The sequence below is a fragment of the Nocardioides humilatus genome, from assembly GCF_008373755.1.
Taxonomy (GTDB): Bacteria; Actinomycetota; Actinomycetes; order Propionibacteriales; family Nocardioidaceae; genus Nocardioides; species Nocardioides humilatus.
This window is the reverse complement of record NZ_VUJV01000001.1, coordinates 784,234-810,192: the sequence shown is the minus strand read 5'-3', so window position 1 is coordinate 810,192 and position 25,959 is coordinate 784,234. Positions and strand designations below refer to the sequence as shown.

26 protein-coding genes and 1 tRNA gene are annotated in these 25,959 nt (G+C 69.8%); 14 read left to right on the top strand and 13 right to left on the bottom strand.

The window, feature by feature from the left end; translation table 11 throughout:
- Positions 1-11 precede the first annotated feature (11 nt).
- The gene (locus F0U44_RS03760; RefSeq protein ID WP_149726882.1) at positions 12-689 is read right to left on the bottom strand and encodes a response regulator; all 678 of its coding nucleotides are present in this window, start codon (positions 687-689) and stop codon (positions 12-14) included.
- Positions 686-1,867, bottom strand: a complete 1,182-nt coding sequence (locus tag F0U44_RS03755) for a sensor histidine kinase (protein WP_149726881.1) — start codon at positions 1,865-1,867, stop codon at positions 686-688. Before F0U44_RS03755 ends, F0U44_RS03760 begins: the two co-directional genes overlap by 4 nt.
- Positions 1,868-1,989: 122 nt before the next feature.
- Between F0U44_RS03755 and phoU the strand changes: the two genes are divergently transcribed.
- Positions 1,990-2,646 carry a phosphate signaling complex protein PhoU gene (phoU, locus tag F0U44_RS03750; RefSeq protein WP_149726880.1) on the top strand — a complete coding sequence of 219 codons (657 nt, stop codon included), beginning with the start codon at positions 1,990-1,992 and terminating at the stop codon, positions 2,644-2,646.
- Here the strand turns inward: phoU and F0U44_RS03745 are convergent.
- Positions 2,619-4,049 (bottom strand): MFS transporter, encoded by a 1,431-nt coding sequence (locus F0U44_RS03745; protein ID WP_246160281.1) that lies wholly within the window; start codon positions 4,047-4,049, stop codon positions 2,619-2,621. The two genes, phoU and F0U44_RS03745, sit on opposite strands and share 28 nt — an antisense overlap.
- Positions 4,050-4,168: 119 nt before the next feature.
- On the opposite strand from F0U44_RS03745, the gene F0U44_RS03740 reads away from it, so the two are divergent.
- Positions 4,169-4,723 carry a TetR/AcrR family transcriptional regulator gene (locus F0U44_RS03740; RefSeq protein WP_149726879.1) on the top strand — a complete coding sequence of 185 codons (555 nt, stop codon included), beginning with the start codon at positions 4,169-4,171 and terminating at the stop codon, positions 4,721-4,723.
- A 21-nt stretch (positions 4,724-4,744) separates the two neighbouring features.
- Here the strand turns inward: F0U44_RS03740 and F0U44_RS03735 are convergent, their stop codons facing one another.
- From F0U44_RS03735 to F0U44_RS03725, 3 genes are all read right to left on the bottom strand, one after another.
- Positions 4,745-5,491, bottom strand: coding sequence for a phosphoglyceromutase (locus tag F0U44_RS03735; RefSeq protein ID WP_149726878.1), 747 nt, complete (start codon positions 5,489-5,491; stop codon positions 4,745-4,747).
- Positions 5,488-6,099: a hypothetical protein gene (locus F0U44_RS03730; protein ID WP_149726877.1), complete on the bottom strand. Its 612-nt coding sequence runs from the start codon at positions 6,097-6,099 to the stop codon at positions 5,488-5,490. The genes F0U44_RS03735 and F0U44_RS03730 overlap by 4 nt, the downstream gene beginning before the upstream one ends.
- A 131-nt stretch (positions 6,100-6,230) precedes the next feature.
- Positions 6,231-7,139 carry a UbiA family prenyltransferase gene (locus tag F0U44_RS03725; RefSeq protein ID WP_223163565.1) on the bottom strand — a complete coding sequence of 303 codons (909 nt, stop codon included), beginning with the start codon at positions 7,137-7,139 and terminating at the stop codon, positions 6,231-6,233.
- A gap of 223 nt (positions 7,140-7,362) precedes the next feature.
- On the opposite strand from F0U44_RS03725, the gene F0U44_RS03720 reads away from it, so the two are divergent.
- Both F0U44_RS03720 and F0U44_RS03715 read left to right on the top strand, forming a co-directional pair.
- A complete protein-coding gene (locus F0U44_RS03720; RefSeq protein ID WP_149726876.1) occupies positions 7,363-7,848 on the top strand; it encodes a CarD family transcriptional regulator in 486 nt (161 codons plus the stop codon).
- A gap of 74 nt (positions 7,849-7,922) precedes the next feature.
- Positions 7,923-8,501 (top strand): 2-C-methyl-D-erythritol 4-phosphate cytidylyltransferase, encoded by a 579-nt coding sequence (locus F0U44_RS03715; protein ID WP_246160279.1) that lies wholly within the window; start codon positions 7,923-7,925, stop codon positions 8,499-8,501.
- Positions 8,502-8,516: 15 nt separating this feature from the next.
- Here the strand turns inward: F0U44_RS03715 and F0U44_RS03710 are convergent, their stop codons facing one another.
- Positions 8,517-9,197 carry an IspD/TarI family cytidylyltransferase gene (locus tag F0U44_RS03710; protein WP_149726875.1) on the bottom strand — a complete coding sequence of 227 codons (681 nt, stop codon included), beginning with the start codon at positions 9,195-9,197 and terminating at the stop codon, positions 8,517-8,519.
- A gap of 108 nt (positions 9,198-9,305) precedes the next feature.
- Here F0U44_RS03710 and nirD point away from each other — a divergent pair, with 108 nt between their 5' ends.
- Positions 9,306-9,674 carry a nitrite reductase small subunit NirD gene (gene nirD, locus F0U44_RS03705; RefSeq protein WP_149726874.1) on the top strand — a complete coding sequence of 123 codons (369 nt, stop codon included), beginning with the start codon at positions 9,306-9,308 and terminating at the stop codon, positions 9,672-9,674.
- A gap of 10 nt (positions 9,675-9,684) precedes the next feature.
- Here the strand turns inward: nirD and F0U44_RS03700 are convergent, their stop codons facing one another.
- Together F0U44_RS03700 and ispF are read right to left on the bottom strand one after the other, a co-directional pair.
- Entirely contained in the window at positions 9,685-10,602 is a 918-nt protein-coding gene (locus tag F0U44_RS03700) for an alpha/beta fold hydrolase (RefSeq protein ID WP_149726873.1), read from the bottom strand.
- Positions 10,599-11,129, bottom strand: a complete 531-nt coding sequence (gene ispF, locus F0U44_RS03695; protein WP_246160278.1) for a 2-C-methyl-D-erythritol 2,4-cyclodiphosphate synthase — start codon at positions 11,127-11,129, stop codon at positions 10,599-10,601. Before ispF ends, F0U44_RS03700 begins: the two co-directional genes overlap by 4 nt.
- Positions 11,130-11,160: 31 nt before the next feature.
- Between ispF and F0U44_RS03690 the strand changes: the two genes are divergently transcribed.
- Together F0U44_RS03690 and F0U44_RS03685 are read left to right on the top strand one after the other, a co-directional pair.
- Positions 11,161-12,699 carry a molybdopterin-dependent oxidoreductase gene (locus F0U44_RS03690; protein WP_149726872.1) on the top strand — a complete coding sequence of 513 codons (1,539 nt, stop codon included), beginning with the start codon at positions 11,161-11,163 and terminating at the stop codon, positions 12,697-12,699.
- The gene (locus F0U44_RS03685; protein WP_149726871.1) at positions 12,696-13,463 is read left to right on the top strand and encodes an SDR family NAD(P)-dependent oxidoreductase; all 768 of its coding nucleotides are present in this window, start codon (positions 12,696-12,698) and stop codon (positions 13,461-13,463) included. The genes F0U44_RS03690 and F0U44_RS03685 overlap by 4 nt, the downstream gene beginning before the upstream one ends.
- Before the next feature lie 3 nt (positions 13,464-13,466).
- Here the strand turns inward: F0U44_RS03685 and F0U44_RS03680 are convergent, their stop codons facing one another.
- Positions 13,467-14,723 carry a C39 family peptidase gene (locus F0U44_RS03680; protein ID WP_149726870.1) on the bottom strand — a complete coding sequence of 419 codons (1,257 nt, stop codon included), beginning with the start codon at positions 14,721-14,723 and terminating at the stop codon, positions 13,467-13,469.
- An 82-nt stretch (positions 14,724-14,805) separates the two neighbouring features.
- Between F0U44_RS03680 and cysS the strand changes: the two genes are divergently transcribed.
- Genes cysS through F0U44_RS03660 form a run of 4 tightly spaced genes read left to right on the top strand, consistent with a single transcriptional unit; the run spans position 14,806 to position 19,879 of the window.
- A complete protein-coding gene (cysS, locus tag F0U44_RS03675) occupies positions 14,806-16,191 on the top strand; it encodes a cysteine--tRNA ligase (protein WP_149726869.1) in 1,386 nt (461 codons plus the stop codon).
- Positions 16,191-17,168: a 23S rRNA (guanosine(2251)-2'-O)-methyltransferase RlmB gene (rlmB, locus tag F0U44_RS03670; RefSeq protein WP_149726868.1), complete on the top strand. Its 978-nt coding sequence runs from the start codon at positions 16,191-16,193 to the stop codon at positions 17,166-17,168. Before cysS ends, rlmB begins: the two co-directional genes overlap by 1 nt.
- Positions 17,169-17,200: 32 nt before the next feature.
- Positions 17,201-18,715, top strand: coding sequence for a metallophosphoesterase (locus tag F0U44_RS03665; protein ID WP_149726867.1), 1,515 nt, complete (start codon positions 17,201-17,203; stop codon positions 18,713-18,715).
- An 18-nt stretch (positions 18,716-18,733) separates the two neighbouring features.
- The gene (locus F0U44_RS03660; protein WP_246160276.1) at positions 18,734-19,879 is read left to right on the top strand and encodes an acyl-CoA dehydrogenase family protein; all 1,146 of its coding nucleotides are present in this window, start codon (positions 18,734-18,736) and stop codon (positions 19,877-19,879) included.
- Here F0U44_RS03660 and F0U44_RS03655 read toward each other — a convergent pair.
- Positions 19,854-20,378 carry a tumor necrosis factor receptor family protein gene (locus F0U44_RS03655; RefSeq protein ID WP_149726866.1) on the bottom strand — a complete coding sequence of 175 codons (525 nt, stop codon included), beginning with the start codon at positions 20,376-20,378 and terminating at the stop codon, positions 19,854-19,856. The two genes, F0U44_RS03660 and F0U44_RS03655, sit on opposite strands and share 26 nt — an antisense overlap.
- 78 nt (positions 20,379-20,456) lie before the next feature.
- Here F0U44_RS03655 and F0U44_RS03650 point away from each other — a divergent pair.
- A tRNA-Gln gene (locus F0U44_RS03650) sits at positions 20,457-20,535 on the top strand.
- A 66-nt stretch (positions 20,536-20,601) separates the two neighbouring features.
- Positions 20,602-21,315, top strand: a complete 714-nt coding sequence (locus F0U44_RS03645) for a hypothetical protein (protein ID WP_149726865.1) — start codon at positions 20,602-20,604, stop codon at positions 21,313-21,315.
- Between the two features lie 14 nt (positions 21,316-21,329).
- Here the strand turns inward: F0U44_RS03645 and F0U44_RS03640 are convergent, their stop codons facing one another.
- The gene (locus tag F0U44_RS03640; protein WP_149726864.1) at positions 21,330-22,298 is read right to left on the bottom strand and encodes a hypothetical protein; all 969 of its coding nucleotides are present in this window, start codon (positions 22,296-22,298) and stop codon (positions 21,330-21,332) included.
- A gap of 125 nt (positions 22,299-22,423) precedes the next feature.
- On the opposite strand from F0U44_RS03640, the gene F0U44_RS03635 reads away from it, so the two are divergent.
- Complete coding sequence (locus F0U44_RS03635; RefSeq protein ID WP_149726863.1) at positions 22,424-23,791, top strand: calcium-binding protein; 1,368 nt, start codon at positions 22,424-22,426, stop codon at positions 23,789-23,791.
- Between the two features lie 16 nt (positions 23,792-23,807).
- On the opposite strand, the gene F0U44_RS03630 is transcribed toward F0U44_RS03635, so the two are convergent.
- Positions 23,808-25,763: a DUF5050 domain-containing protein gene (locus F0U44_RS03630; protein WP_149726862.1), complete on the bottom strand. Its 1,956-nt coding sequence runs from the start codon at positions 25,761-25,763 to the stop codon at positions 23,808-23,810.
- Positions 25,764-25,959 lie beyond the last annotated feature (196 nt).

Genomic DNA, 25,959 nt, shown 5'->3' with positions numbered 1-25,959 from the left:
GCGAGATGAAGTCAGATGTCGAGCTTGTAGCCCAGGCCGCGAACAGTCACGAGGTACTTGGGCTCGCTCGGCTCGGGCTCGAGCTTGGCGCGCAGCCGCTTCACGTGGACGTCGAGGGTCTTAGTGTCGCCGACGTAGTCGGAGCCCCAGACGCGGTCGATCAGCTGGCCGCGCGTGAGCACCCGGCCAGGATTGCGCAGGAACATCTCGAGGAGCTCGAACTCCTTGAGCGGCAGCCGCTGCTCGGTGCCGTCGACGGTCACGACGTGGCGCTCGACGTCCATCCGGACCGGACCGGCCTCGAGGGTGTCGGGCAGCAGGTCGGTCTCGAGGCCGCGACGCAGCACGGCGCGGATCCGGGCGACGAGCTCGCGCGGCGAGTAGGGCTTGGTGACGTAGTCGTCGGCGCCGAGCTCGAGGCCGACGACCTTGTCGACCTCGTCGTCCTTGGCGCTGACCATGATCACGGGCACGTTGGACGTCTGGCGGATGGTGCGGCAGACCTCGGTGCCGGGGATGCCGGGCAGCATGAGGTCGAGCAGCACGATGTCGGCGCCGTTGCGGTCGAACTCGGTGAGCGCGGCGTTGCCGTCGGCAGCGATCGCCACCTCGAAGCCCTCTTTGCGGAGCATGTAGGCAAGGGCGTCGCTGTAGCTCTCCTCGTCCTCGACGACGAGCACACGGGTCACGATTGAGTCTCCACTAGTTCTTCTTCTCCTGTGAGCGGGAGCGCGGGTGGCTCCTCGTCGTCAGTCGCATGGTGGGGGAGAGTGAGGGTGAACGTCGACCCCTGGCCCTCCTCCGACCACACGCGGACGTCGCCACCATGGGTGGCAGCGACGTGCTTCACGATCGACAGCCCGAGGCCGGTGCCGCCGGTGGAGCGGTGCCGGGCCGGGTCGACGCGGTAGAACCGCTCGAAGATCCGGTCGATCTCGTGCTTGGGGATGCCGATGCCCTGGTCGACCACCGAGATCTCGACGAACCCCTCGATGACCTTGGCCGAGACCAGGACCTTCGAACCGGGGTCGGAGTAGTGAACGGCGTTGGCGACCAGGTTGGCGACCGCGGCGGTGACCTGTTCCTCGTTGCCGAGGACGGTGATGCCCGGTTGGCCCTCCACGACCACCCGGATGTCCTTGGCGCCGGCGTCCATCGCGCTCGTGTCGACGGCCACGGCCATCACCGCGTCGAGGCGCACCCGCTCCGGCGACTCGAGGGGTTCGTCGCCCTGCAGGCGGGACAGCTCGATGACCTGCTGGACGAGGTGGGTCAGGCGGTCGCTCTCGGTGAGCATCCGGTTGGAGAAGCGGTGCACGGCCTCGGGGTCGTCGGCCGCGTCCTGGACCGCCTCTGCCAGGAGCTTGATGGCTCCCACCGGGGTCTTCAGTTCGTGGCTCACGTTGGCCACGAAGTCGCGGCGCACGGCCTCGATCCGGCGCTCGCGCGTGCGGTCCTCCACCAGGGCGAGGACCAGGCGCGAGCCGAGCGGGGCCACGCGGGCGCTGACGTTGCGCGGCGGGCCGCTGGTGCGAGCCACGATCAGCTCCGCCTCGCGGATCTGACCGTCGCGGCGTACCTCGCTGACCAGGTTGCTGAGCTCCTCGGAGACCAGGCTGGTGCCGCGGACGAAGCCCATCGCGAACGCGGGTGCGGAGGCTTTCACTACGACGTCGCGGTCGTCGACGACGACCGCACTGCTGCGCAGGACCGAGAGCACCGTGGCCACACCCGGAGGCACGAGTGGCTCCTCAGCGGGTGGGAGCCCGTGCTGCTGCCGGTCGGAGAGGTGCCACGCGAGGACGGCGCCGCCGGCCACGAGCGAGCCGAGCAGTCCGGCGAGGAGCGCCTGCGTCGTCGGGTCCACGTCAACGATGGTACGGCGACGGCGCGTCCGCCTCGCGAATCGCCGAGGCCGGGCTTCTGAGTGTTCATCCCTCGTTCACCGGGACCCACCAGTTGGACAACTCGCCGTCCTAGTTTGGGCTCATGCGCGATGCCTACATCGAAGAGCTCGACTCCATCTTCGACGACCTCGCCGGCATCTGCCGCCGGGTCGAGATCTCTGTTTCCCTGGCCACCGAGGCCCTCATGACCGGTAACGCGGCGATCGCGGAGCGGGTGATCAGCGAGGACATCGAGATCGACAATGCGCGCGAGCGGGTCGAGGAGACCGCCTTCAACCTGCTGCTGCTCCAGCAGCCGGTCGCCGGCGACCTGCGGACCGTCGTGGCCGCCCTCCGGATGGTGAGCGAGCTCGAGCGGATGGGCGACCTGTCGGTCCACGTCGCGAAGGTCGCCCGACTGCGGGTGCCCGACGTCGCGGTGCCCGACGAGATCCGCCCGACCATCGCCCAGATGGCCGCGGTGGCCGAGGACATGGTCAGCCGGGTCTCGTCGGTGATCGTCGGTCGCGACGTCGAGGCCGCGATCGCGCTCGGCAAGGACGACGAGGAGATGGACGGCCTGCGCCGCCAGAGCTTCGCCGAGCTCCTCTCCGACGACTGGACCCACGGGGTCGAGGCCGCCGTCGACGTGGCCCTCCTCGGCCGTTACTACGAGCGGATCGCCGACCACGCGGTGTCGATCGCCAACCGGATCGTCTTCGTCGTCACCGGTCACAAGCCGAGAGCGGTCGGCGAGTAGTCCTTCCTGCGCACGATCAGCGACAGGCTGCTCGCCAGAGCGATCGTCGCGATGACGACCGCTGCGGTGAGTCCTGCGTGTGCGCCGGCGAGGAAGTCGCCGGGCTCAGCGTGCGACGCGTAGACCGACGCGATCACGGCGAGCCCGACCGCCCCGCCCAGCTGCTGCATGGTCTGCAGGAGCCCTGAGGCGGCGCCGGCGTGCTCGGGTTCGACGCCCTTGAGCGCGAGCGACGTGATCGGCATGAAGCTGCCGCCCATGCTCAGGCCCATCACCAGGAGCGCGGGGAACACACCCGGCCAGTAGGTGGTGTCCGCGTCGATCCGGGTGAGCCACAAGAAGCTGGCGAGGACGCCTGCGCTGCCGACGAGGATGATCGGCGCCTGCTGGAAGCGCGCGACGAGCCGCGGGGTGATCCGCGACATCGTGAAGACGCTCAGCGGGATGGGAAGGAAGGCGAAGCCGGTCTGCAGCGGGCCGTAGCCGAGGTAGTCCTCGAAGTACTGCACCATCAAGAAGAACGTGGCCAGCATGCCGCCGTAGAGGCCGGCCATCGTGACGAGCGTCGCGATCCTGGTGCGGCTGCGGAGCAGGCCGAGCCGGAGCAACGGGTGGCTGTGGCGGGCTTCGGCGATGAACAGCGTGACGAGCAGGACGGCGGCCAGGGCGAACCCGACGATCGTCGGCGCAGAGGCCCAACCGTGCTCGGGTGCCTTGATGAGCGTCCACACGAGCGCCACCGCTGCACCGGTCGCACTCGCGGCGCCGACGAAGTCGAACCGGCCGGGGCGGCGCGGGGTGTCGGCGACGTACTGCCGGACCGTCAGCAGGACGGCGAGGCCGATGGGGACGTTGATGAAGAGGGTCCAGCGCCACGACAGCAGGTCGGTGAGCACACCGCCCAGCAGCATGCCGAGCGCGGCGCCTCCGGAGGAGACCGCGGTGAAGAGGGCGAGTGCCCGGTTGCGTGCCGCCTCGTCGGGGGCACTGGTGGTGATGAGGGCCAGGACCGAGGGGGCAGCGATCGCCGCTCCGACGCCCTGGAGGGCGCGGGCGGTGATCAGCATCCACGGCTCCGTGGCGAGGCCGCCGAGGAGCGAGAAGACGGTGAAGATCGCGAGCCCGATCCAGAAGACGGTCAGGCGACCGAGGACGTCGCCGAGCCGGCCGCCGAGGAGGAGCAGGCCGCCGAAGGTCAGCGCGTAGCCGTTGAGGACCCACGAGAGCGATGCCGGGCCGAAGCTCAGGTCGGTCGCGATGTGGGGGAGTCCGACGTTCATCACGGCGGAGTCGAGCACCAGCATGAGCTGGGCGAGCAGAACGATGTAGATGCCCGTCGCCGAGGTCCTGACCGCCGGTCGGGCGGTCCGGGCCTCAGCACGGGGGAGCGTGATGGAAGACAAGGTGGTGGTGTCCTGTTCTGGCCGGGTGGGCCGAGGTACTCTTTATGCGGAGGATGACTCCGGTTAGTCCTCAACGATACGGAGGGTGTCTCCGTTTAGCAAGGGAGAGGTGGAATTCGGTGCGAGCAGACGCCGTGCGCAACCGCGAGCGGATCGTCGAGCTCGCGCGCGCCCTCTTCCGTGAGAAGGGCTACGACGCCGTCTCGATGGACGAGGTCGCCAAGGCCGCTGAGGTTGGCGTCGGCACCCTCTATCGCCACTTCCCGACCAAGGAAGCGCTCTACGACGCCGCGCTCCAAGCGTGGGTCGAAACGGTCACGGAGGCCGTTGAGAAGGCGCTGGCTGCCGAGGGCAGCGCGCGCGACCGCCTGCTGTCGTGGTTCGACACCTACGTCGAGTTCCTCACCCGCCACAAGGGCGCGGCCTGGCGCATCACGAGCGCGCTCGGCGACGAGGGCTCGCCCTTCGCGGCGAAGTGCCGCACCTACCTCAATGCCAACCAGCGGATCATCGACACCCTGGCGAGCGAGGGCGCCATGCGCGCCGACGTCGACGCGATGCAGCTGTGCCGCCTGGTGGGCGGGGTGGCCGCGGTGGTCGACAACAGTGAGCTGGACGCCGAGGCGGCGCGCTCGATGCTTGCCGTCGTCGCCGACGGCGTGCTCGCGAGCTAGGCCCCGGTCAGGGGCCCGCGGTCAGCGGCCCTGGTTGGCGACCGCTGCGGCCGCCGCTGCGGCGGCCTCGGGGTCGAGGTAGCGGCCACCCTTGGTGACCGGCTGCAGGGTCTCGTCGTCGAGCTCGTAGACGAGCGGCATGCCGGTCGGGATGTTGAGCCCGGCGATGTCCTCGTCGCTGATGCCGTCGAGGTGCTTCACGATCGCGCGCAGGCTGTTGCCGTGCGCGGCGACGAGCACCGTGTGGCCGGCGCGCAGGTCGGGGACGATGCCGCTCTCCCAGTAGGGGACGAGGCGGGCGATGACGTCCTTGAGGCACTCGGTGCGGGGCATCTCGTCGCCGAGATCGGCGTAGCGCGGGTCGCCCACCTGGGAGTACTGGTCGTCGTCGGCGAGCGCCGGCGGGGGGACGTCGAACGAGCGGCGCCAGAGCATGAACTGCTCCTCGCCGTACTGGTCGAGCGTCTGCTTCTTGTCCTTGCCCTGGAGCGCGCCGTAGTGGCGCTCGTTGAGCCGCCACGAGCGGCGCACCGGGATCCAGTGGCGATCGGCGGCGTCGAGCGCGAGGGCGGCGGTGTTGATCGCGCGGCGCTGGAGGCTGGTGTGGACGACCGTCGGCAGGATGCCGGCCTCGACCAGCTGCTCGCCGCCGCGGACCGCTTCGCCGCGGCCCTTGTCGGTGAGCTGGACGTCAACCCAGCCGGTGAAGAGGTTCTTCGCGTTCCACTCGCTCTCGCCGTGGCGGAGCAGGACCAGCGTCGAGGTCACTCGTGGCCCTCCACGGCAACGGTCGGGTGGTCGCAGAGGTAGGTGTCGTCGGTCTCCGACTCTTCCGCCGGCGCCTCGGACTCCTCGGCCTCGGGGGCCTCGGACTCCTCGCCGGCCTCGGCAGCGAAGTCGGGGGCGAGGATGTCGGAGTATTGACGGCAGGGCTTCACGACCGGCGTGTCGACCGAGGCCGTCTCGTCGGTGCTGAAGGCCAGCGTCACCGTGATGACCTCGCCCGCGGCGAAGTCGCCCTCGACCGCGATCGGAGCGACGTCGTCGCTGGCGAGGTTGAGGCCCTTGCCGGGGTCGACCTCGATGCCCTGCGGGACCACGGCCGTGATGCCTTCGCCGGTGACGCCGGTCAGCGTCGCGGGCTTGGTGGCGTCGTTGTCGTTGTAGGCCAGCGCGCCGATGAGGCGGCCCTGGCCGTCGGCCCACGCGACCACGCGGGCGCCGAGCACGTCGACGGACCCCTCGCGGTTGTTGACGCCGGCGGCGATGGTGTTGACGCGGTCGGTCGGTGCGTCGAAGCCGCAGGACGTCAGCGTGGCAGCCAGGGGGAGCAGCACCGCGGCGAGAGCGGTCGCGGTCGAGCGTCGGTGGTGCATTTGGCGGGCCTCCGCACAATCATCTACTGGTCGGTCGGGTGCTCACGAGGAGCGGGTCGAACTCTAGTGCCTCGCGGCCCGATGCCTGCGCAGCGGTCCGATCGCGGTCACTGGGCCCGTCATTGGGACCGTCACTGGGACAGCCCGTCGCGGGCGCCGAAGACGGCGAGGAGTACCGCGATCACGATCGTGTAGAGGGTCGCGAGCGCGAGTAGCCGGGTCGCGCCGAGCTTGAGGCCCAGCTTGAGTGGGAGGTAGGTCCAGCCGTCCTCGTGGTCGGCGACCAGGCCCCACACGGCCCGCATGAAGTGCACGCCGATGCCGAGCAGCGCGGCGAGGACGGTCATGGAGGTCTGGGGCGGGTCGCCGACGGCCTGACCGCCCCAGCCGCCGTAGGAGAGGTAAGCCGGCAGCATCGCGAACGAGATCGCCCACGTGACCCACGAGAAGAGGCCGGTGCGCAGGACCACGTTGCCGAGCATGCCGACGCAGACCGAGACGAGGTAGATGCCGCCGGCGGTGATGCCGGTCGTGATCGAGAGCGGCACCAGGATCAGGCCGGCGACGACGATGGCGTACCAGGCCGAGCCCGGGTCGAGACGGCCGTCGCCGATCGGCTTGCCCCGGGTGTGGTGCGCAGCGTCGCGCTCGCGGTCGACGATGTCGTTGTGCCAGCCGAGGATGGCCTGGCCGACGAGCACGGTCAGGAGCACGACGCCCGCCTCGCGTGCGGGCCGTCCCGCGACTGCGGCGACGCCGCCCATGGCGAGCGCGGTGACGATCGCCTGCTTGGCGTGGGCGGCCTGGAGGAAGAGCACGGGCGTCCAGCGGACCCGGTCGAGCAAGCGGGGACGAACGGGTGCCGCAGCCGGCTCCTCGTCCTCGTCGGCTTCGTCGGCCTCCTCGTCCTCGTCGGCTTCGTCGAGGTCATCGATGTCCGTGACGTCGTCCGTCAGGTCGTCGTCGATGTCGTCCTCGAGCTCGTCGATGTCGGCGTCCACCAGGTCTCCCGGAACCTGCTCGTCGCTCTGCTCTCCCATGGCGAGCAGTATTGACCACCTGCCCGCGCGGTGCAGCCGCGCCCGGAGAGTGTCGTCGCCGGAACCCGCGCCACTGCGGTCATCTGACCGATCTGTGTGACCTTGCCCACCACACGTCCGGCGCGATGTCAAGCCCGCGATTGCCGTCCTGACCTGCGCAAACGCATTCTGAGGAGAGCCTGAGGCGTGCTAAGATGGAGGCCTAGGAAGGGGTTCATCACCTATGACTTTTACCGTCGGCGAAACGGTCGTCTATCCCAATCACGGGGCCGCTGTTATCGAGGACATCGAGATGCGGACAATCAAAGGGGAGGAGCGGCAGTACCTCGTACTTCGGATCGTCGCCCAGCAGGACCTGGTCGTCCGGGTGCCGGCGTGCAACCTCGATCTGGTCGGGGTTCGTGACGTCGTCGACAAGGAAGGCCTCGAGAAGGTCTTCGGCGTCCTCCGTGCCGAGCACGTCGAGGAGCCGACCAACTGGTCGCGCCGCTACAAGGCCAACCTGGAGAAGCTGCACAGCGGCGACGTCATGAAGGTCGCCGAGGTCGTCCGCGACCTGTGGCGCCGCGAGCGTGACCGTGGCCTCTCTGCGGGCGAGAAGCGGATGCTGGCCAAGGCCCGGCAGATCCTCGTCTCCGAGCTGGCACTGGCCGAGCACACCAACGAGGACAAGGCTGAGACCATCCTCGACGAGGTCCTCGCCAGCTGATTCACAGCCACACGGTGCCCCTGCCCTCCGGGTAGGGGCACCGTTGCATTTGCGCCTGCACTAGTTTCTGAACGGTGATCCCGGAGCCGTACGACGACGTCTACGCCGAGCCCGAGCGGGCGGTCGGCTTCGTGGTCGACGAGGACCGAGGCTCGTTGCCCTATCGCCTGGTCCACGGCGAGGCTCTGGTTGCGGCCGCGGCGTGGGCCATGGGGGAGGCGGGTGTCGACCTGGTCGACGTGACCGTCCCGTGGCACGTGGTCGCCGACAGCGGCCGGGCGCTCGTGCTCCACGACCCGCTCTGCCCGATGACGCCGCCCGACTTCATCGCCTCGTGCGTCCGGACGGCCGCGGCCCGCGATGTGGTGGTCGTCGGGGTGCGACCGGTCACCGACACGGTCAAGCAGGTCGTGGACGGCCGGCTCGGCGCGACCATCGACCGCGACGGCCTGGCAGCGATCTGCTCCCCCGTGGTGCTGCCGGCGCGCGTCGTCGCTGCCCTCGACGGTCGCCCGGTGACCGACTTCGTCGCGCTGGTCGATCAGCTGCGGTCGTCGGCCGGAGTTGCGCTCGTGGAAGCGCCGCCGTCGGCTCGCCGAGCCGAGACCGACGAGGATCTGCGGGTGCTCGAGGCGCTCACCGAACCGCGCTGACCTGAGGGAACGGCCTCAGCGAAGGCGCGAGGCCGTGACGAGATCTTCGGCGTAGGTGATCTTGAGGTTCGCCGGGCTCGCCGGCACCGCCTCGATCACGAGGTCGGGCTGGTAGCGCTCCAGGCACGCGGCCGTGTCGGTGCCGTCGAAGTCGTCGGTCGCCGCGGCGCGGTAGGCGGCCAGCAGGGGCGCAGCCCGGAAGGCCTGGGGCGTCTGTACGCCGGCCAGCCTGCCGGCGGGCAGTGCGTCGCGAGGATCGCGGGGCAACAGGCCCGCCAACTGGACGGTCGGTACGGCGCCGCCGTAGTCACGCGCGGTCGCGATCGTCTGCGTGAAGAGCCCGGCCGGGGCCAGGGCCCGGGCGCCGTCGTGGATGACGACCACGTCGATCTCGCCCGCCTCGATCCGGTCGGCGAGCAGCGCGAGGGCGGCCTGCTCGGAGCCGTGGCGTGTCGCGCCCCCGGCCACCAGGAGCACGTCGCGGTCGCCCAGGTGGGGTCCGACCGCGCGGGCGACCTGCTCCTCCTCGCCGGGCCGGCACACGACCACGACAGGCTCGACGTCCGGCAGCGACAGCGCCGTGAGCACGGAGTGCGTCAGCACCGGCATGCCGTCGAGGTCGAGCAGGACCTTGTTGATCTCGGCTCCGACCCGCGAGCCGCTGCCGGCTCCGAGGATGACGACGGCGGCAGACATGGGCGCAGCGTAGCCACGCGATCGAGTGCTCCTCGGGTGAGGAATGGTTTTCACGGCTGTTACACGCCGAAACGCTGGCGTGAACAGCGCGACCCTACGGTCGCGGTCATGGTGTCCGGGTCCGCGCTTGACGAGGAGTGGCAGCCGGTCTGCCGGCTGGTCGAGCTCGAGGTCGACCGCGGCGTGACCGCGCTCGTCCACGGACAGGCGATCGCGATCTTCCGGACCCCGGACGATTCCGTCTACGCGCTCGGCAACCACGACCCCTTCGGTCGGGCGGCGGCCGGTGGCATCGCCAAGGGCATCGTCGGACGTCGGGGCGAGGTGCCGTTCGTCGCCTCACCCGCCCACAAGCACGGCTTCGACCTGCGCACCGGGCGGTGCCTGGACGACACCCACGTGGCCGTGCCCGTCTACGAGGTCAAGGTCGTCGAGGGCGTCGTGATGATCGGCCACCGCCGGGTCAACGCGGCCTGAACCTGGCTCGTTACCCCGCCGCGCGTCGCGAGCCGGCCGCGCGCGCCAGCGCTCCTTCGGTCAGGGTGCCGAGCTCGTCACTGACGAGCTCGCGTCGCTCGAACGGAAGGTAGTGACCGGCCTCGGGCGCCACGACCAGCCGCGCACCGCGGATGCCGGCTGACAGGACGCGCGCGTGGTTGGGCGGTGTGACCACGTCGTGGGAGCCGACGAGGACGATCGTCGGGATGCCGTCGAACCGCGTCAGGCTGCCGATCCGGTCGTGGGCCATCATGTCGCGGAAGAAGCCCGACCAGGTCTCCGGTGGGCAGTGGATCAGCTGGTCGACCACGTGGCCGATGTCGCGGGGCTTCTGCGGTTGGCCGAAGAGGAACTTCCGGGTGAGCGTGCGTTCGATCATCGGGAACCGCTGCCGGCGGGAGAGGCTGAGCATCCGGGCACGGGTGGCGAGCAAGAACGGCAGCCGGTCGCGCAGCATCGGGCCGACCTCGGGCAGGCCCAGCGTCACCGTGTGCAGGTCACCGCCGGAGGTCGAGATCAGGGCCAGCCCGGCGATCCGGGGGAGCAGGTGGGGGCACTCGTCGGGGATCTCGGTGATCGTCATGCCGCCGATGGAGTGGCCGGCGATGACGAGGAGCCCGTCCGGCGCGAAGGTGTCGGCCACCGCCCCGAGGTCGCGCGCCAGGTTGGGGATCGTGCAGTCCTTCTCAGGGGTGCGGCTGCTCCGGCCGTGTCCTCGGTGGTCCCACGTGATGACGCGGACCTGGTGGCCGAAGCGGGAGAGCAGGTCCTCGACCTGGTAGTGCCAGTCGGACTCGTCGGCCGTCCAGCAGTGCGCGAGCAGCACGCTCACCGGGGCGTCATCGGGGCCATGGACGGTCACGTGGAGGTCGAGGCCGTCGTACGTCGTGAGCGAAGCGGTGGTCACAGGTGTCCCTTCCCGTCAGTGAGTACGGCGTGCACGAGTGCCGTCGCGATCGCGGCGACGCCCTCGCCCCTGCCCGTGAGTCCCAGGCCGTCGGTGGTCGTCGCGGAGACCGACACCGGTGCGCCCGCGGCCGCCGAGAGCGCAGCCTCGGCCTCGGCCCGGCGCGGGCCCAGTCGCGGGCGGTTGCCGATGACCTGCACCGAGACGTTGCCGATCTCGTAACCGGCAGCGCGGACGCGTCGGACCGTCTCCTCGAGCAGCGCGACCCCGGCAGCGCCGGCCCAGGCCGGGTCCGAGGTGCCGAAGTTGCTGCCCAGGTCGCCGATGCCAGCGGCGGAGAGCAGGGCGTCGCAGGCCGCGTGGGCGGCGACGTCAGCATCGGAGTGCCCCTCGAGGGTCTGGGCCTCCTCAGGCCACGCCAGGCCCGCGACCTGCATCGGCGGGTCGTCCTCCGCGCGCGGCACCAGTCGATGGACGTCGGTGCCGATACCGGTCCGGATCGAGCCCGGAAAGGGCGGTTGGTTCACGCGCCGATCATGCCTGAGTAACAATCAACGCGTGAGGACGTCCCGAACCTGGTGGTGGCTGTCCGGTGTCGTCGTCGGGGCACTCGGACTGGGCGTCAGCTATTTGGTCGCCGGCATCATGCGCGTGCGGGCCTCGCCGGTGGTCGCCGTCGCCGAGGGCGTCCGCGACATCACCCCCGACGGGGTCGTCCACTGGGCGATCGACACGTTCAAGACCCACGACAAGATGGTCCTGCTCATCGGGATGTTCGTCATCATGACGATCGTCTTCGCCCTCCTCGGCCGGGTGGCCCGGACCCGGTGGTGGATCACGGTCGCCGGGTTCACCGCGCTGGGGGTCGCCGGCTTCGCCGCCGTCACGGTCAAGCCCGGGCCGGCCGGCACCATGATCGTCCCGGTGATCGCCGGCTACGTGACCTGGCTGATCGGGCTGGCGGTGCTGGCTGGTTGGCTGCGCCGCTGGGAGCTGGTGGAGGCGTCCGACGACGAGGCGACCGACCCGACCCACAGCCGGCGCGGCTTCTTCATCGCGACCGGCGCGGTGGGTGGTATCGCCGTGCTCTCGGCGATCCTCGGCAAGGTCGCGGGCAACCAGCGCGCGGCGGTCGAGAAGGACCGGCGCCTGCTGCGCGTCGACCAGGTGACCAAGCCGATCCAGCCGCGCGGGGTGAAGGTCGAGGTGTCGGGCGTGCACCCGTGGCAGACCTCGGCCGCGGACTTCTACCTGATCGACACCGCCATCCTGAAGCCGAGCATCCGGCTCAAGGACTGGCAGCTGCGCATCCACGGCATGGTCGACCGCGAGGTCACCTTGTCCTACGACGACCTCGTCGCGCGCGAGATCACCGAGGACTGGATCACCCTCAACTGCGTCTCCAACGAGGTCGGCGGCAGCCTGATCGGCAACGCGTGGTGGAGCGGAGTCCGGTTGGCCGGACTCCTGGCCGAGCTGGGCATCCAGGACGGGGCGGACGCCGTACTGCAGACCTCGGATGACGGCTGGACCTGCGGCACCCCGTTGCGGGAGCTGACCGACGACCGCAACGCGATGCTCGCCGTCTACATGAACGGCGAGCCGCTCACCATCGAGCACGGCTTCCCGGTGCGCACGATCGTGCCGGGCCTCTACGGCTACGTGTCGGCCTGCAAGTGGGTCGTCGACATGGAGGTCACGACCTTCGACCGCATCGACGCCTACTGGACCACGCGCGGCTGGTCGGAGCAGGGGCCGGTCAAGATCGCTTCGCGGATCGACGTCCCCGACGGCGGCGAGGAGGTCGACGCGGGCACGTTCGTGTGTGCCGGCACGGCCTGGAAGCAGCACACCGGCATCGAGGGCGTCGAGGTGTCCCTCGACGGCGGCGCGTGGACCGCTGCCGAGCTGGCGCGAGTCCCGAGCAACGACACCTGGGTCCAGTGGCGCGCGGAGATCGAGGTCGACGAGGGGGACCACGAGCTGCGCGTCCGGGCCATCGGCAAGGATGGCGACGTGCAGACAGGTGTGGAGAGCGACGTCCTGCCCGATGGTTCCACCGGGTGGCACTCGGTCGACTTCTCGGCGAAGTCATGACGCCCTCGAGCAGCAGGCCGGCAGGCGGCCCGGCTGACTTCGCCGGGCTGGGCGGTGGTGCGCTGGTCGTCGGTGGCTCGGGCGGACTGGGCCAGGCGATCGCGGAGATGCTGATCGCGCGCGGCTCGCGGGTGGCCGTCACGCATCGGACCCGGCCGTCGCAGGTGGGTGAGGCGTCCTATGGCGTCGACCTCGCCGACCGCCGCGAGGTCGGCCGCGTCGTCGACCAGGCCGTCGCCGACCTGCGCGGGCTGCACACCGTCGTCTACGCAGCCGGCCCCCACGTGCCGATGGTCCACCTGTCGCGGGTCGACCCCGACGCCATGGCCGACCAGCTGACGGCCGACGCCGCCGGCTTCTTCGCGGTCGCCCACGCGGCCCTGCCCGCGCTGCGCGCCACCGCCGGGTCCCTGGTCGCGGTGACGACCGCAGCCACCTCGCGGTTCCCCATCCGCGACGGCCTCTCCTCAGCGCCCAAGGCCGCCGTCGAGGCGATGGTCCGGGGCCTGGCTGCGGAGGAGGGGCGCTTCGGCGTACGCGTCAATGCGGTCGGTCCCGGCATGCTCACCGACGGCATGGCCGAACGGCTGATCTCGACCGGCGAGCTCGACGACGCGGCGCTGGAGATCACGCGCAACAACATCCCGCTGCGCCGCTTCGGCAACGCCGCCGACATCGCCGAGGCGGTCTGCTTCCTCGCCTCGCCCCGCGCCGGCTTCATCTCCGGCCAGAAGCTCGACGTCGACGGCGGCTACGGCGTCTGACGGCTACCAGTTGGTCGCCGCGCCCCGCGCGGGGAGCGGGTGGCCCGCGTCGGTGATGACGTAGGCCAGGCCCCCGGAGGCCTCGAGCCAGAGGCGCTCGAACTGCGCGCGGTCATAGGTACGGCGGACGTGGCGCCGGCTGTCGGAGGCCGGGTCGTTGACGACGACGTTGCCGTTGTCGCGCACGCCGACGATCACCAGCAGGTGACCGTCGGACGAGCCGATCGGGGCGCCGTCGAGCTCGCCGGTCCCGAAGGCGATCGAGACGACGAGCGGGATGCCGACGGCGAGGAACTGCTCGGCCTCGCGCACCGACCGGAGCCGGGTGACGAAGGCCTTGCCGGCCAGTGGGGCGGCATAGGCGGTGTTGAAGGGCCAGTTGCCGGTGCCGTCGTAGGCGTGGTCGTAGGTCATCCGGGCGGCGTGGTCGACCCACGGATCGACGTGGTCGGCGGGCACCCAGTCGTAGGCCCGCGGGTCGGGCAGGGCGTCGTAGTAGGCGAGCACCATCGACGTCGAGGTCGGTGAGCACCACGCCTCGCCGCCCCCACCCCATTGCGGGTAGTGGCCGCGGTGCGCCATCTGGGAGAAGCGCGGGACGGGCAGCACGACGCCCTTCGCCGGGCCTGCCGCCGAGGTCTCGCCTGCGCTCGAGGGCACCCGGGAGGTCATGACGGTGGCGAGATCGAGGCTCGGCGTGGCCGTCGTGCCGGTCCTGCGGGCGAGGGAGAGCCGCAGTTGGAAGGCCGGGAGGCCGGCGGTCCGCCACGTGTCGACTGCGACGCTGGTGCCGTCATCGGACTGGCCGGAGTCGGTGGAGCGCTGCAGGTGCTGGTCGCCCGAGGTCCAGCGTCCGATGGTGTCCCACGTGGTCCGGTCGGTGCCGTCACGGCCGCGGACCTGGATCTGGACCCAGCTGTCCTTCGGCGTGAGCGCCGACCAGGACGTGATCAGCTCGGTGAAGTCGAAGCCCGGTGCTACCCACGGCGAGGTCCAGCGGGCGACGTCGTAGGTGTGGCCGTCGGCCGTGGTCGTCGAGACGCCGGAGGCGAACGTCAGCCGGCCGTCAGTGACGACCGATCCTTCGGCCGTGCCGGTCCGCCACTGCCGCGCGCTGTCCCACCGGGTGAGGGTGATCGAGCGGTCCTCGCTCGCCGCCGCGACCGCGACGACCGAGCCGTCCGGGTGGTCGGTGCCGCTGCACGCGCTCAGGCTCCCGAGGCCGAGGGCGGCGGCCAGTCCGACCGCGAGAAGACGCATGCGTTCCACGGTAAGTCACATGCGTCACTTCTGTCACACGCTGGATTCGGGCCGACACGTCGCCGATCCCTAGACTGAGCCGGTGACCTTCAGGCTCTACGACACCGCGACCCGCGAAGTGCGTGACTTCGTGCCCCTTGTGGAGGGCAAAGCGGGTCTCTACGTGTGCGGACTGACGGTCCAGAGCGAGCCCCACGTGGGTCACGTGCGCTCGGGCGTCAACTTCGACGTGCTCCAGCGATGGCTGCGCCACCGGGGCTACGAGGTCACCTTCATCCGCAACGTGACCGACATCGACGACAAGATCCTCGCCAAGTCGGCCGAGCAGGGACGCCCCTGGTTCAACCTCGCCTACGCGATGCACCGCGAGCTCGGCCGGGCCTACGACGCGCTCAACGTCGCGCCGCCGACCTACGAGCCCGGAGCCACCGGCCACGTGCCGGAGATGGTCGAGCTCATCACCGAGCTCATCGGACGCGGCCACGCCTACCCGGCAGAGGACGGCAGTGGGGATGTCTACTTCGACGTGAAGTCCTGGCCGTCGTACGGCGAGCTGACCCACCAGGGCGTCGACGACATGGAGCCTGCGGAGGACGCCGATCCCCGGGGCAAGCGCGACCCGCGCGACTTCGCGCTGTGGAAGGGCTGGAAGAAGGCGACCGAGCCGGAGACCGCCGCCTGGCCCTCGCCCTGGGGACCTGGCCGCCCGGGCTGGCACATCGAGTGCTCGGCCATGGCCGGCAAATACCTCGGTCCGGCCTTCGACATCCACGGCGGCGGCGTCGACCTGCGCTTCCCCCACCACGAGAACGAGCAGGCCCAGTCCCGCGCGGCCGGGCGGCCGTTCGCGACGTACTGGATGCACAACGCCTGGATCACCACCGCCGGCGAGAAGATGAGCAAGTCGCTCGGCAACTCGCTGACGATCCCCAACGTGCTCGAGCGCTATCGCGGCATCGAGCTTCGCTACTACCTGGTGGCTGCGCACTACCGCAGCCACGTGGAGTTCTCGTTCGAGGCCCTCGACGAGGCGGCGGTCGCTTTCCGCCGCATCGAGAACTTCCTCGAGCGCGCGGGCGTCGTCGAGCCCGGCGACCTGCCGCAGGCCTTCGTCGACGCGATGGACGACGACCTCGGCACGCCTGCCGCGGTCGCGGTCCTCTTCGACATGGTGCGCGAGGGCAACCGCGCCGACGACCCGACGGTCCACGCCGGACAGGTGTTGGCGATGCTCGACGTGCTCGGCCTCAACCCGGCCGACCCCGCGTGGGCGGGCAGCGGCGCGGGCGCTGCGGACGACAAGCTGAAAGCGGCCATCGACGCCTTGGTGGTCGGCCTTCTCGACGAGCGGACCGCCGCTCGGGAGGCGAAGAACTGGGCACGCGCGGACGCGATCCGCGACCAGATCAAAAAAGCCGGCATCGAGGTCGAAGACACCCCGACCGGCCCGAAGTGGAGCATCGACTGATGGCAGGCAACTCGTCGCGCAAGGGCGCGATCCGCAAGACCAACAAGAAGCCGGCCGCAGGTTCTGGGGGTCAGGTCCGCCGCGGCCTCGAGGGCAAGAAGTCGACGCCTCGGGCCGAGGACCGGACCTATCACAAGGCTCACAAGATCAAGAAGGCCAAGGAAGCGGCCGAGAAGCGTGCCGCCTCGCCCCGCGGGGGCGGTCGTCGCCGCGGCAGCGCTGACGCCGAGTGGATCGCCGGGCGCAACCCGGTGGTCGAGGCGCTGCGCGAGCGCGTCCCGATCACCTCGGTCTACGTCGCCGAGGGCGCCGAGCGCGACGGCCGGCTGCGCGAGACGTTCAAGCTGGCGGCCGAATACGGCATCGGTCTGCTCGAGGTCAGCCGCGGCGAGCTCGACCGGCTCACCAACGGTGCGGTCCACCAGGGGCTGGCGGCGAAGATCCCGGCCTATGAGTACGCCCACCCCGACGACCTCCTCGAGGCCGCCGCGGAGATGGGGGAGAAGCCGCTCATCGTGGCGCTCGACGCCGTGACCGACCCACGCAACCTCGGCGCGGTCGTGCGGAGCGCGGCCGGGTTCGGTGCGCACGGCGTCGTCATCCCGGAGCGGCGGGCCGCCTCGATGACCGCGTCGGCGTGGAAGACCTCGGCCGGCGCGGCTGCCCGGATCCCGGTCGCTCAGACGGTCAACCTCACCCGGCAGCTGAAGGCCTACCAGGAGCAGGGCTGCTTCGTGGTCGGCCTCGCGGCCGATGGTGACCTCACCCTTCCCGAGCTGATCGCCGACCCCGACCTGGCCGGTGGCCCGCTCGTCCTGGTCGTCGGGTCGGAGGGCGACGGCCTGCACCGCCTGGTCGCCGAGACCTGCGACCGACTCGTGTCGATCCCGATGGCGGGCGTCCTGGAGTCGCTCAACGCCGGTGTCGCGGCCTCGGTCGTCCTCTACGCCGTGGCCGAGGCGCGCACGAAGCTGTAGCACCGTTGCCGGTCGCCCTGTAAACAGGGGAGATGGAGCGGTTCCGCGCCTGGCTCCCGGCGGCGATCTACCTCGTCGTCTGGCTCCTCCTGTCCGCGCTCGCCGCGGGCGGCTTCTTCCTGACCAGTGAGCGCACGGTCGAGGTCGCCAGCCACGAGGCGCGGGTCCAGCCGAGCTTCAGCGGGCAGGTCGTCGTACGGACGGGAGCGGTGCTGCCCGACGTGCGCACCGACTCGGGTGGCCCGGTCGGGGTCGAGATCGAGCTCGGCAAGACCGACGCCCGGTCCGTCGAGCAGCTGACCTCTCGTTACGCGGCGATCGGCAGCAACCCGGACGCCCAGATCGCGAAGGTCCGGCACGCGGTCGAGGACATGGCGATCGATGCGGTCACGCGTGGGTTGGCGTTCGGGCTGATCCCGCTGCTGGTCTGGGTACTGCTGGGTGAGCGGCGACGCAAGGAGATCGTCGACGCGCTGCCCACGCGCAACGGCGTCGTCGGCTTGGTCGTCGTCGCGCTCGTCGTGATCGGGCTGACCACGCCGTGGCGCGGTCTCGGGGGACCGGGGCGCAACGACCAGCCCGAGCACTGGGTCGCGTTGCGGACCTTCGTCGGGCCCGACGTCGAGCTCCCCGACGAGCTGCAGGACTTCGAGGTGCTCGCCGACACCACCACGCACGAGACCCAGCGCCTGGTCCGGAGTGCGATCGACTCTTACAAGGAGGGCCGGGAGTTCTACGCGCACGCCGCCGAGACCGCCAGTGAGCTCGAGCTGCGCGAGCCCGAGGACGGGGAGACCGTCGTACTCCTGCTCTCGGACCGGCACGACAACGTGGGCATGGACCAGGTGGCGCGGGCGATCGCCGAGCGGGCGGGCGCGACGGCCGTCTTCGACACGGGCGACGACACCTCGACCGGGGAGAAGTGGGAGGCCTTCTCGCTCGACTCCCTCGACGACGCCTTCGACGACGGCTACGACGGCTGGGCCGTCGCGGGCAACCACGACCACGGACGCTTCGTGCGGTCCTACCTGAGCGACCTCGGGTGGCACTACTTCGACGACGGCGACGTCCTGGACGGTCCCGGGGACACCCGACTGATGGGCGCCGATGACCCCCGGTCCAGCGGGCTCGGCAGCTGGCAGGACGAGACGGGACTGACCTTCGACGAGGTCCGCACCCGGCTCGCCGACGCCGCCTGTGCGGCCGACGACGACGGTGACCGGATCGACACCCTGCTCGTCCACGACGTCAACCTCGGCCGGGAGGCCCTCGATCGCGGATGCGTCGACCTGGTGGTCGGCGGCCACACCCACACGCAGTACGGCCCGGCCCTGGTCGAGGGGCCCGAGGGCGAGCGCGGCTACACCTACACGGTCGGTACGGCGGGCGGCGCCTCCTACGCGATCGCGCTCGGTGTGAAGCTGCGCCGGCCGGCCGGTTATGCGCTCATCACCTACCGTGACGGCGAGCCGGTCGGCATCCAGACGATCACCGTGCAGACGACGGGTCGTTTCGACGTCGCCCCCTTTGAGGAGCTCACCTACTAGTTCCTTAGAGTGACCCGGGTGACGAGCGTGACGCGGCTGCTGCCCAGTGACGAGGCCCGGGAGCTCCTCGAGCTGACCCGGGAGATCGCAACCAAGGAGCTCGCTCCGCAGGTCCACGAGGCCGAGGAGGCAGCGGTCTTCCCCGAGGCCGCCTACCGGCTGCTGGGGCGGTCCGGGCTGCTGAGCCTCCCCTTCGACGAGGAGTACGGCGGCGGGGGTCAGCCCTACGAGGTCTACCTCCAGGTCATCGAGGAGATCGCAGCCGCCTGGCCGAGCGTCGGCGTCGGCACCAGCGTGCACAGCCTCACCTCGACGGTGGTCGCAGCCAACGCGTCGGAGGAGATGAAGCAGGAGTGGTTGCCGAAGCTCCTCGGCGGTGACTGGCTCGGCGCCTACTGCCTGTCCGAACCGCAGGCCGGGTCGGACGTGAGCGGCATCCGCGCCTCTGCCGTACTCGATGGCGACGCCTACGTCGTCAACGGCACCAAGCAGTGGATCTCCAACGGCTCGTGCGCTGACTACTACATCCTCTTCGCCCGCACCTCACCCGACCCGAAGCGCGGCCTGTCCGCCTTCATCGTCCCCGACGGCACGCCGGGGATGGGCTTCGGTGCGCCGGAGAAGAAGATGGGTCTCGCGTGCGACGTGACCACCCAGGTGCTCTTCGACGACGCGCGGATCCCGGTCGCTCAGCTGATCGGCGAGGAGGGACGCGGCATGCAGGTCGCGCTCTCCGCGCTCGACGCGGGTCGGCTCGGCATCGCGGCCGTCGCCACCGGCATCGCCCAGGCCGCACTGGACTTCTCGGTCGACTACGCCAAGGAGCGGGTCCAGTTCGGCCGCCCGATCGGCGACAACCAGGGCCTGCAGTTCATGCTCGCCGACATGGCTGCGGCCGTGGAGCGGTCGCGGGCGTCGTACCTCCACGCGGCACGCCTCAAGGACGCCGGACTGCCCTTCTCCCGGCAGGCATCGATCGCCAAGCTGACCGCGACCGATGCGGCCATGAAGGTGACGACGGACGCTGTCCAGGTGTTCGGCGGCAACGGCTACACCCGGGAGTATCCGGTCGAGCGGCTCTTCCGCGACGCGAAGGTCACCCAGATCTTCGAGGGCACCAACCAGATCCAGCGGATGGTCATCGCGCGCGACCTGCTGCGCTGACGGTGAACAGGCAGATCACGGCCCCGGACGATGCCGGGTCGGTGATGTCGGGCGTGTACCACCGAAGGTTCACTCCCGCGCCGTCGTGGACCATCCGCTTCGCCACAGCTCGACGCGCCATGCAGCCGGTTCGGCTGGCGAGGTCGATGGCGGGCTGGGTGCCGAGGTCGTGGGCGCCCAGGGTGAAGACCGCGTAGACCTGGGCATCGTGCTCCTCTGCACAGGGCAGCACCTCGATGCCGGCGATGACCCGATCCTCGGTCAGCATCACGCAGTCGCCGGGCCCCAGTTCTGCCGCACCGATCACCGTGTGTCCGTCGCGGATCTCGGGTGCGTCACGCCACCAGACGATCAAGCCCCACCCGACGCCGATGACGAGAGCCAAGGCCGTCGCGCCCGCGACGACGGGCACGAGGCGACGGCGCGGCGCAGGGTCGTCGTTGCGCACCGAGAACCGACCGTACGACGGCGTACCTGTCTCGGGTGTCTCCTCAGCCACGGCGGGAGATTAGCCGGACTCCGACTCCTGGAGCGGTGCAATGACCGATGAGGTCGGCCTCTACGCTGGGACCAGCAATCCCCGGTTGGTCTGCCGGCAGGGCCCGCCTGACTTTGAATCAGGACAAGCGACGTAGGTTCGACTCCTACCCGGGGAGCAAAATTCCGACGGAGCCTGCCTGCCTATCGCATCGGGCTGTCGCCGTACGACAATTCGCCCTAGCGTGGCGAGCATGACCCCTCCTTTGTCGTCGCGCGTCCCCGTCGCCACAGCTGCGATCGCGCTTGTGGTTGCCGGAGCAGTGCTCGTGCCCGCCGCGCCGGCCGCCGCCGCGCCGGTCGACGGAGAGGTCGACTCCTACGCTTACGCCCGTGTCGCCGCAGGCAGCCTTTGCGGGGTCCCCCACGATCCGATGCATCAGCACAGGACCTTCACCCCGGCGACCGGCCGCCGGACCGCGACCGTCTCCCAGCTCTTCACTGCAGTGAGCAAGGAGACGACCGAGAACGGGCAGGTCGACAACTCGACGTCCGGGGAGGCCGACGCGAATCATGGAGCCTTCAACACGGTCCGGTTCGTCGCCCAGCACTCGGTGTTCATCCGGAACAGCGAAGGCCCCGATTGCGGTCTCGGAGTGATCGCTGATTCACAGCCTCGGGCGCTGCTCGAGGTGAACCATCGTGGTCGGGTTGATCTGGCTTGGGATCGTGGGCGAACCGGCCAGATCGAGTTCCTCGTCGTGACAGATCCCGACGGCAACAACATCGTCGACAAGCATCGCCCCGCGGCGCACGGCGACGTCACCTTCCGCGTGCACCCAGGGACTTACCAGCTCGCGATGAACTTCGTGACCCGCTTGAACGAGCGCGACGTCCCGGTGGGCGCCGACAAGACCAAGCTTGCGCACTTCAAGGTGGTCGCCGACTACCGTCGTTGAGCGGACGTCCCTTGCTAGTCGCCGAGCGCTGACGCGTAACCCGAGCAGTTGGGATCGATGGCGGCCTGCAGGGTGAAGCCCTCGCCATTCGGCCCTCGGACGATCATCTCCCCACCAACCGCGTTGGCGGCTGAGTCGTCAGCGACGGCCACTCCGTCATAGAGACCGGTGGCGTTGATTGCCTGAATTCCGCTCGGTCGGTACAACTTCCATCCCGCCGGGCCGGACACCGTGAGGACGTCGGGAAGTTGAAGTTGATTGAAGGTCGGGTTGATGCATTCCAAGTTGACGGACACGGGCCCCACGGTGATGAGGTTGAACGTCTGGTAGCCCAACGAGCTGACAGGCTGGAAGGAGACCCACTCCGACTCGGTCGGCCCCCCAGGCGGCTGCCATGCAGCCGTGCCGTCGCCGTCAGCGGTGAGGACGTCGCCCTCCTCGGCGGCATCGCTGTTGATCCCCGCGGCGGCGACCTGCGTGGAGTAGCCGGTGATCTTGAGGGTGGCAAATGCGCTCGCGAGGCTGTTGTTCTTGACCACGAGCTCGTCGTTGAGGCCAGCGTGCCTGGTCAGGGTGACAACGGTCGGTGACTCTGATGTGAACTCGATGTGGGCGCCCGGACCGGCCGCGATGTCGCCTCGAGAGAACACCGTGAAGTAGCCCCCCGTCGATCCGCGGCCGGCGGTCACGGTCAGCTCCAGCCGCACAGTCGTGGCGTTGGAGGGCACGGTGCTGTTGCCGCCGATCACAGTGACGAACGCTGCGCCGCCCTTGGAGATCGACTTCTTGTTGAGCATGACCTTGGGCGGCGTCATCTCGACAAAATCGACCTGGGTGGTCGGGTCGACGGTGTCGTCGGCGGAAGCCAGGTTGGTCACGAGCGCCCAGGACGCGACACCGAGCGCGAAGGTCAGCACCAAGGTGGTGCGGGGCATTCGAGCAACCGGCGCGGGAGTGACGGTCTTGGAGGCGCGTCGGAACATGGGTCCATCTCCTCGGTGCGGCGGACCCCTCCCCGCGACAAGTGGGCCAGATTTTGCTTGGAGGCACCATCCTCCGTTTGGAGGATTCCTCCGCAGAGGCCGGTGCGCGTGGGAACCTGATGTGCATGAGGTGGTCCAGCCGTGGGTCCGTGATCGTGTTGCTCGGGAGCGTGCTGGTCGTTCCTGCTGAGGTTGCGGAGGCGGGCGCGACGTGCGCCGGCCATGCCGTCACCATCTCGTTCCAGGACCTGCCTCGGGGCGTCACGACCATCAACGGCACGAGCGGACCTGACGTCATCCAGGGCGGGCCGGCCAGTGAGGTCATCAACGCGGGCGGTGGCGAGGACTACGTGTGCGCCGGTGCCGGCTACGACCTCATCAACGGTGGGCCCGGGCGCGACGAGCTGTTCGGCCAGGACGACAGCGACGAGTTCAGCGGGGCCGACCTCGGGCAGGACCTGATCACCGGGGGCAGCAAGGACGCCGACACCGTGAGCTACAAAGAACTGACCGCCGGGGTGCGCGTCGACCTCTCGACCGGACTGGTCACGCCGGTCGCGGGCGGTCCGTCGGGCGGCATCGTGGGCGTCGAGGTCGTCGCCGGGACGAAGTACGACGACGTGCTCATCGGGCAGTCCGGCAAGGAGGTCATCTACGGCGGCGGCGGCAAGGACACCCTGGACGGGCGCGGGGGTGACGACAACCTGTTCGGCGGCAAGGGTGCCGACCGGATCGTCTACGCCAAGGCCACGACGAAAGTGCGCGTCGACCTCACCGACGAGGTCGCGTTGGTCGGCAACGACCGCGACGACTTCCGCGACATCGAGGATGTCGTCGGAACGCGGTTCGACGACCGCATCGTCGGCGACCGCCACAACAACCACCTGATCGGTGGGGGCGGCGACGACCTCATCAAGGGCAAGAACGGCGACGACGTGCTCGAGGGCGGGGCGGGCGACGACCTGTTCTTCCCGAGCGGCGGTGACGACTTCGTCGACGGCGGCGACAACGACGCGGTCACGAGCACCGGCGAGCACGGCGACATGGTCTCCTACCAGGGCGACACCGTGGACGAGGGTGAGTCGGGGTTCTCTGCCGAGCTCCGCACACATCCCTTCACCGGAAACCCGCCGTTCGCGCAGGGCGTCGGCGACGACACCCTCTCCGGCATCGAGAGCGTGCGCGGCGTCAAGGACAAGACCAACATCCTGATCGGTAACGACGAGGCCAACGTGCTCATCGGAGGCGACAAGACGGACCTGGTCCACGGCCGTGGAGGCAACGACCTGATCTTCGGCCTGGGCCGTGGCGACTCGCTCTTTGGCGACAACGGACCTGACGACCCGGCCACGCCCTTCGGTGACGACTACATCGACGGCGGCAAGCCGACCGCAGCCGAGGGCGACGAGGACCACGCGCACGGCCAGGGCGGTGACGACACCTGCACCAATGTCGACTTCGGCCAGAGCACCGGCTGCGAGACCACTTTCTGACCTCGATCCCCAGTGCCTACGCCCGCGTCAGCACCGCTCCCGTGCAACTGGAGGCCGAGGGGTCAGCGACGGGGCCGATCTGGTCTCGCTCGGCGGGGTAGTCGGCATCGGCGCCACAGTCGATCTTGACGTCCTTGACCCCGTCTGCGGCGAAGATCTTGTCGGTTCCGGCCAAGCCAAGCATCGTGTCGGCGCCGGGACCACCCGTGATCTGATTGTCATCGCCGTTGCCCGACAGCGTGTCGTCAGCGCTGCCGCCGATGAGGTTCTCGACACTATTGGCGATGGTGTCGCGTTCGCCGGAAGGCCCGTCCTGCTTGCTGCCGTCATCGCCGGTGACACCGCCGATCGAGGCGACGACCCGAGCGACGCGCCCTGAATACGCCGTGGTGTCGGTTCCGGGGCCACCCGTCAGGATGTCGCTGTCGAAGCCACCGTCCAGGTAGTCGTTGTGGTCGCCGCCGAAGAGGCTGTCCTCACCTGCGTTTCCAGTGAGGGCATCGTTGCCGTCGCCCCCGCGGAGGACGTCGTTGCCGCTCTCTCCCGCCATCAGGAACTCGTTGCCGTCGCCCCCGATCAGGACGTCGTCGCCGCTGCCGCCGAGGAGGGCCTCGCTACCGTCGCCGCCGAGGAGGAGATCGTCCCCGCTGCCGCCTTCAAGGTTGTCGCCGTCGGCGCCTCCGGCCAGTCGGTCGTCGCCGACCCCGCCGAACAGGTAGTTGAATGCCGAGCTTCCGGTCAGGTCGTCGTCGCCGAATCCACCCGTGAGGTTCTCCACGTCCTTGCCGATCGAGTCCCGCGCGCCGAGCGGGCCGTCCTCGGCCGAGCCGTCGTCGCCGGTGCCGCCGGTGAGGTCGGCTGTCACGCCATCCTCGTGGTCGGAGTAGGTGACGGTGTCGTTGCCTGCGCCGCCGCAGAAGACATCGGCGCCGTCGAACCCCTGCAAGGTGTCGTTGCCGCCGAGTCCGGCGATCACGTCGGGTCCCGGCGTGCCCTTGAGGATGTCGTCGCCATTGGTGCCGGTGATGGTTGCGCCCCGGCCCTGGCAGTCGGTGTAGGCGCTTGACCAAGAGGGTCCGAAGTTCGCGTCGCCGAGCGGAGTGATCCGGGTCTGCGCGCTGCCGTCGGAGTTCATGGTGAAGATCTCGTAGCCGCCGTCGCGGTTGCTGACGAAGGCCACCTGGAGCCCGTCGGGCGAGAAGGCCGGATACAAGTCTTGTGTGGTGTTGTTCGTCAGCCGCGTCGGAGAGGAGCCGTCAGCGTTCATCCGGTAGATCTCGGGGTTCGACGTACCGTGACGGTACGCCGTGAACACGATCTGGCCGGTCGGCGAGAAGGCGGGGTGGATGTCGATGGTGGTGTTGTTGGTCAGCCGAGTGGGGGAGGTGCCGTCGGCCGCCATTCGATAGATCTCTGTGCCCCCGCTGCGGTCGCTCTGGAACGCGATGCTGAGCCCGTCCGGCGAGTAGGAGGCCGACTTGTCGTCGTCTGGGTCGCTGGTCAGTGGCACCTCGCCCGTCCCGTCCGCGTCCATCCGGTAGATGTCCGCGTCGCCGCTACGTGTGCTGTCGAAGACGATCGAGCGGCCGTCCGGGGAGAAGGAAGGGCTGAAGTTGTAGCCGGTGCTGTGCGTCAACTGCGTCTTGTCGCTCCCGTCGGCGTTCATCGCCCAGATGTTCGAGCCGCCCTCGTTGCGTTGGACGACGACCACTCGCTGGCCGTCTGGCGAGGCGGTCGGGCTCTCGTAAGCCCCCGAAACGGCGGCGTCGAACGTGAGCTGGACGCGGTTGCTCCCGTCGGCATCCATGCGGAAGACGTTGTTGAGCTCGGTGAAGAGAATCTCGCCGTTGACGCCCGGGGCCGCAGCAGCAGCCGCGGCAGGTGGGTTCGGTGCGGCGGCGACGGGACCGCCAAGGATGACGCCGCCCGCGCAGAGGGCGAGAACGGTGCTCCGAGCAAGGGCGTTGCGCATCGACTTCTCCTTGGCTGTGGTGGATCAGTTGCGGTCCTCGATGCGTGGCGTCACCGCTGTGCCATCCGGGGAGCATCGGAACTGCTCGGCACCCGAGGCCAGAGGCCGCCACGCTATCGATTGATGCGAGGGACGTCTTGGTCCGATCGGATGATTTGCGGCCCGAGCCGGCGTCACGCCGTCGTGCTGAGTCCGC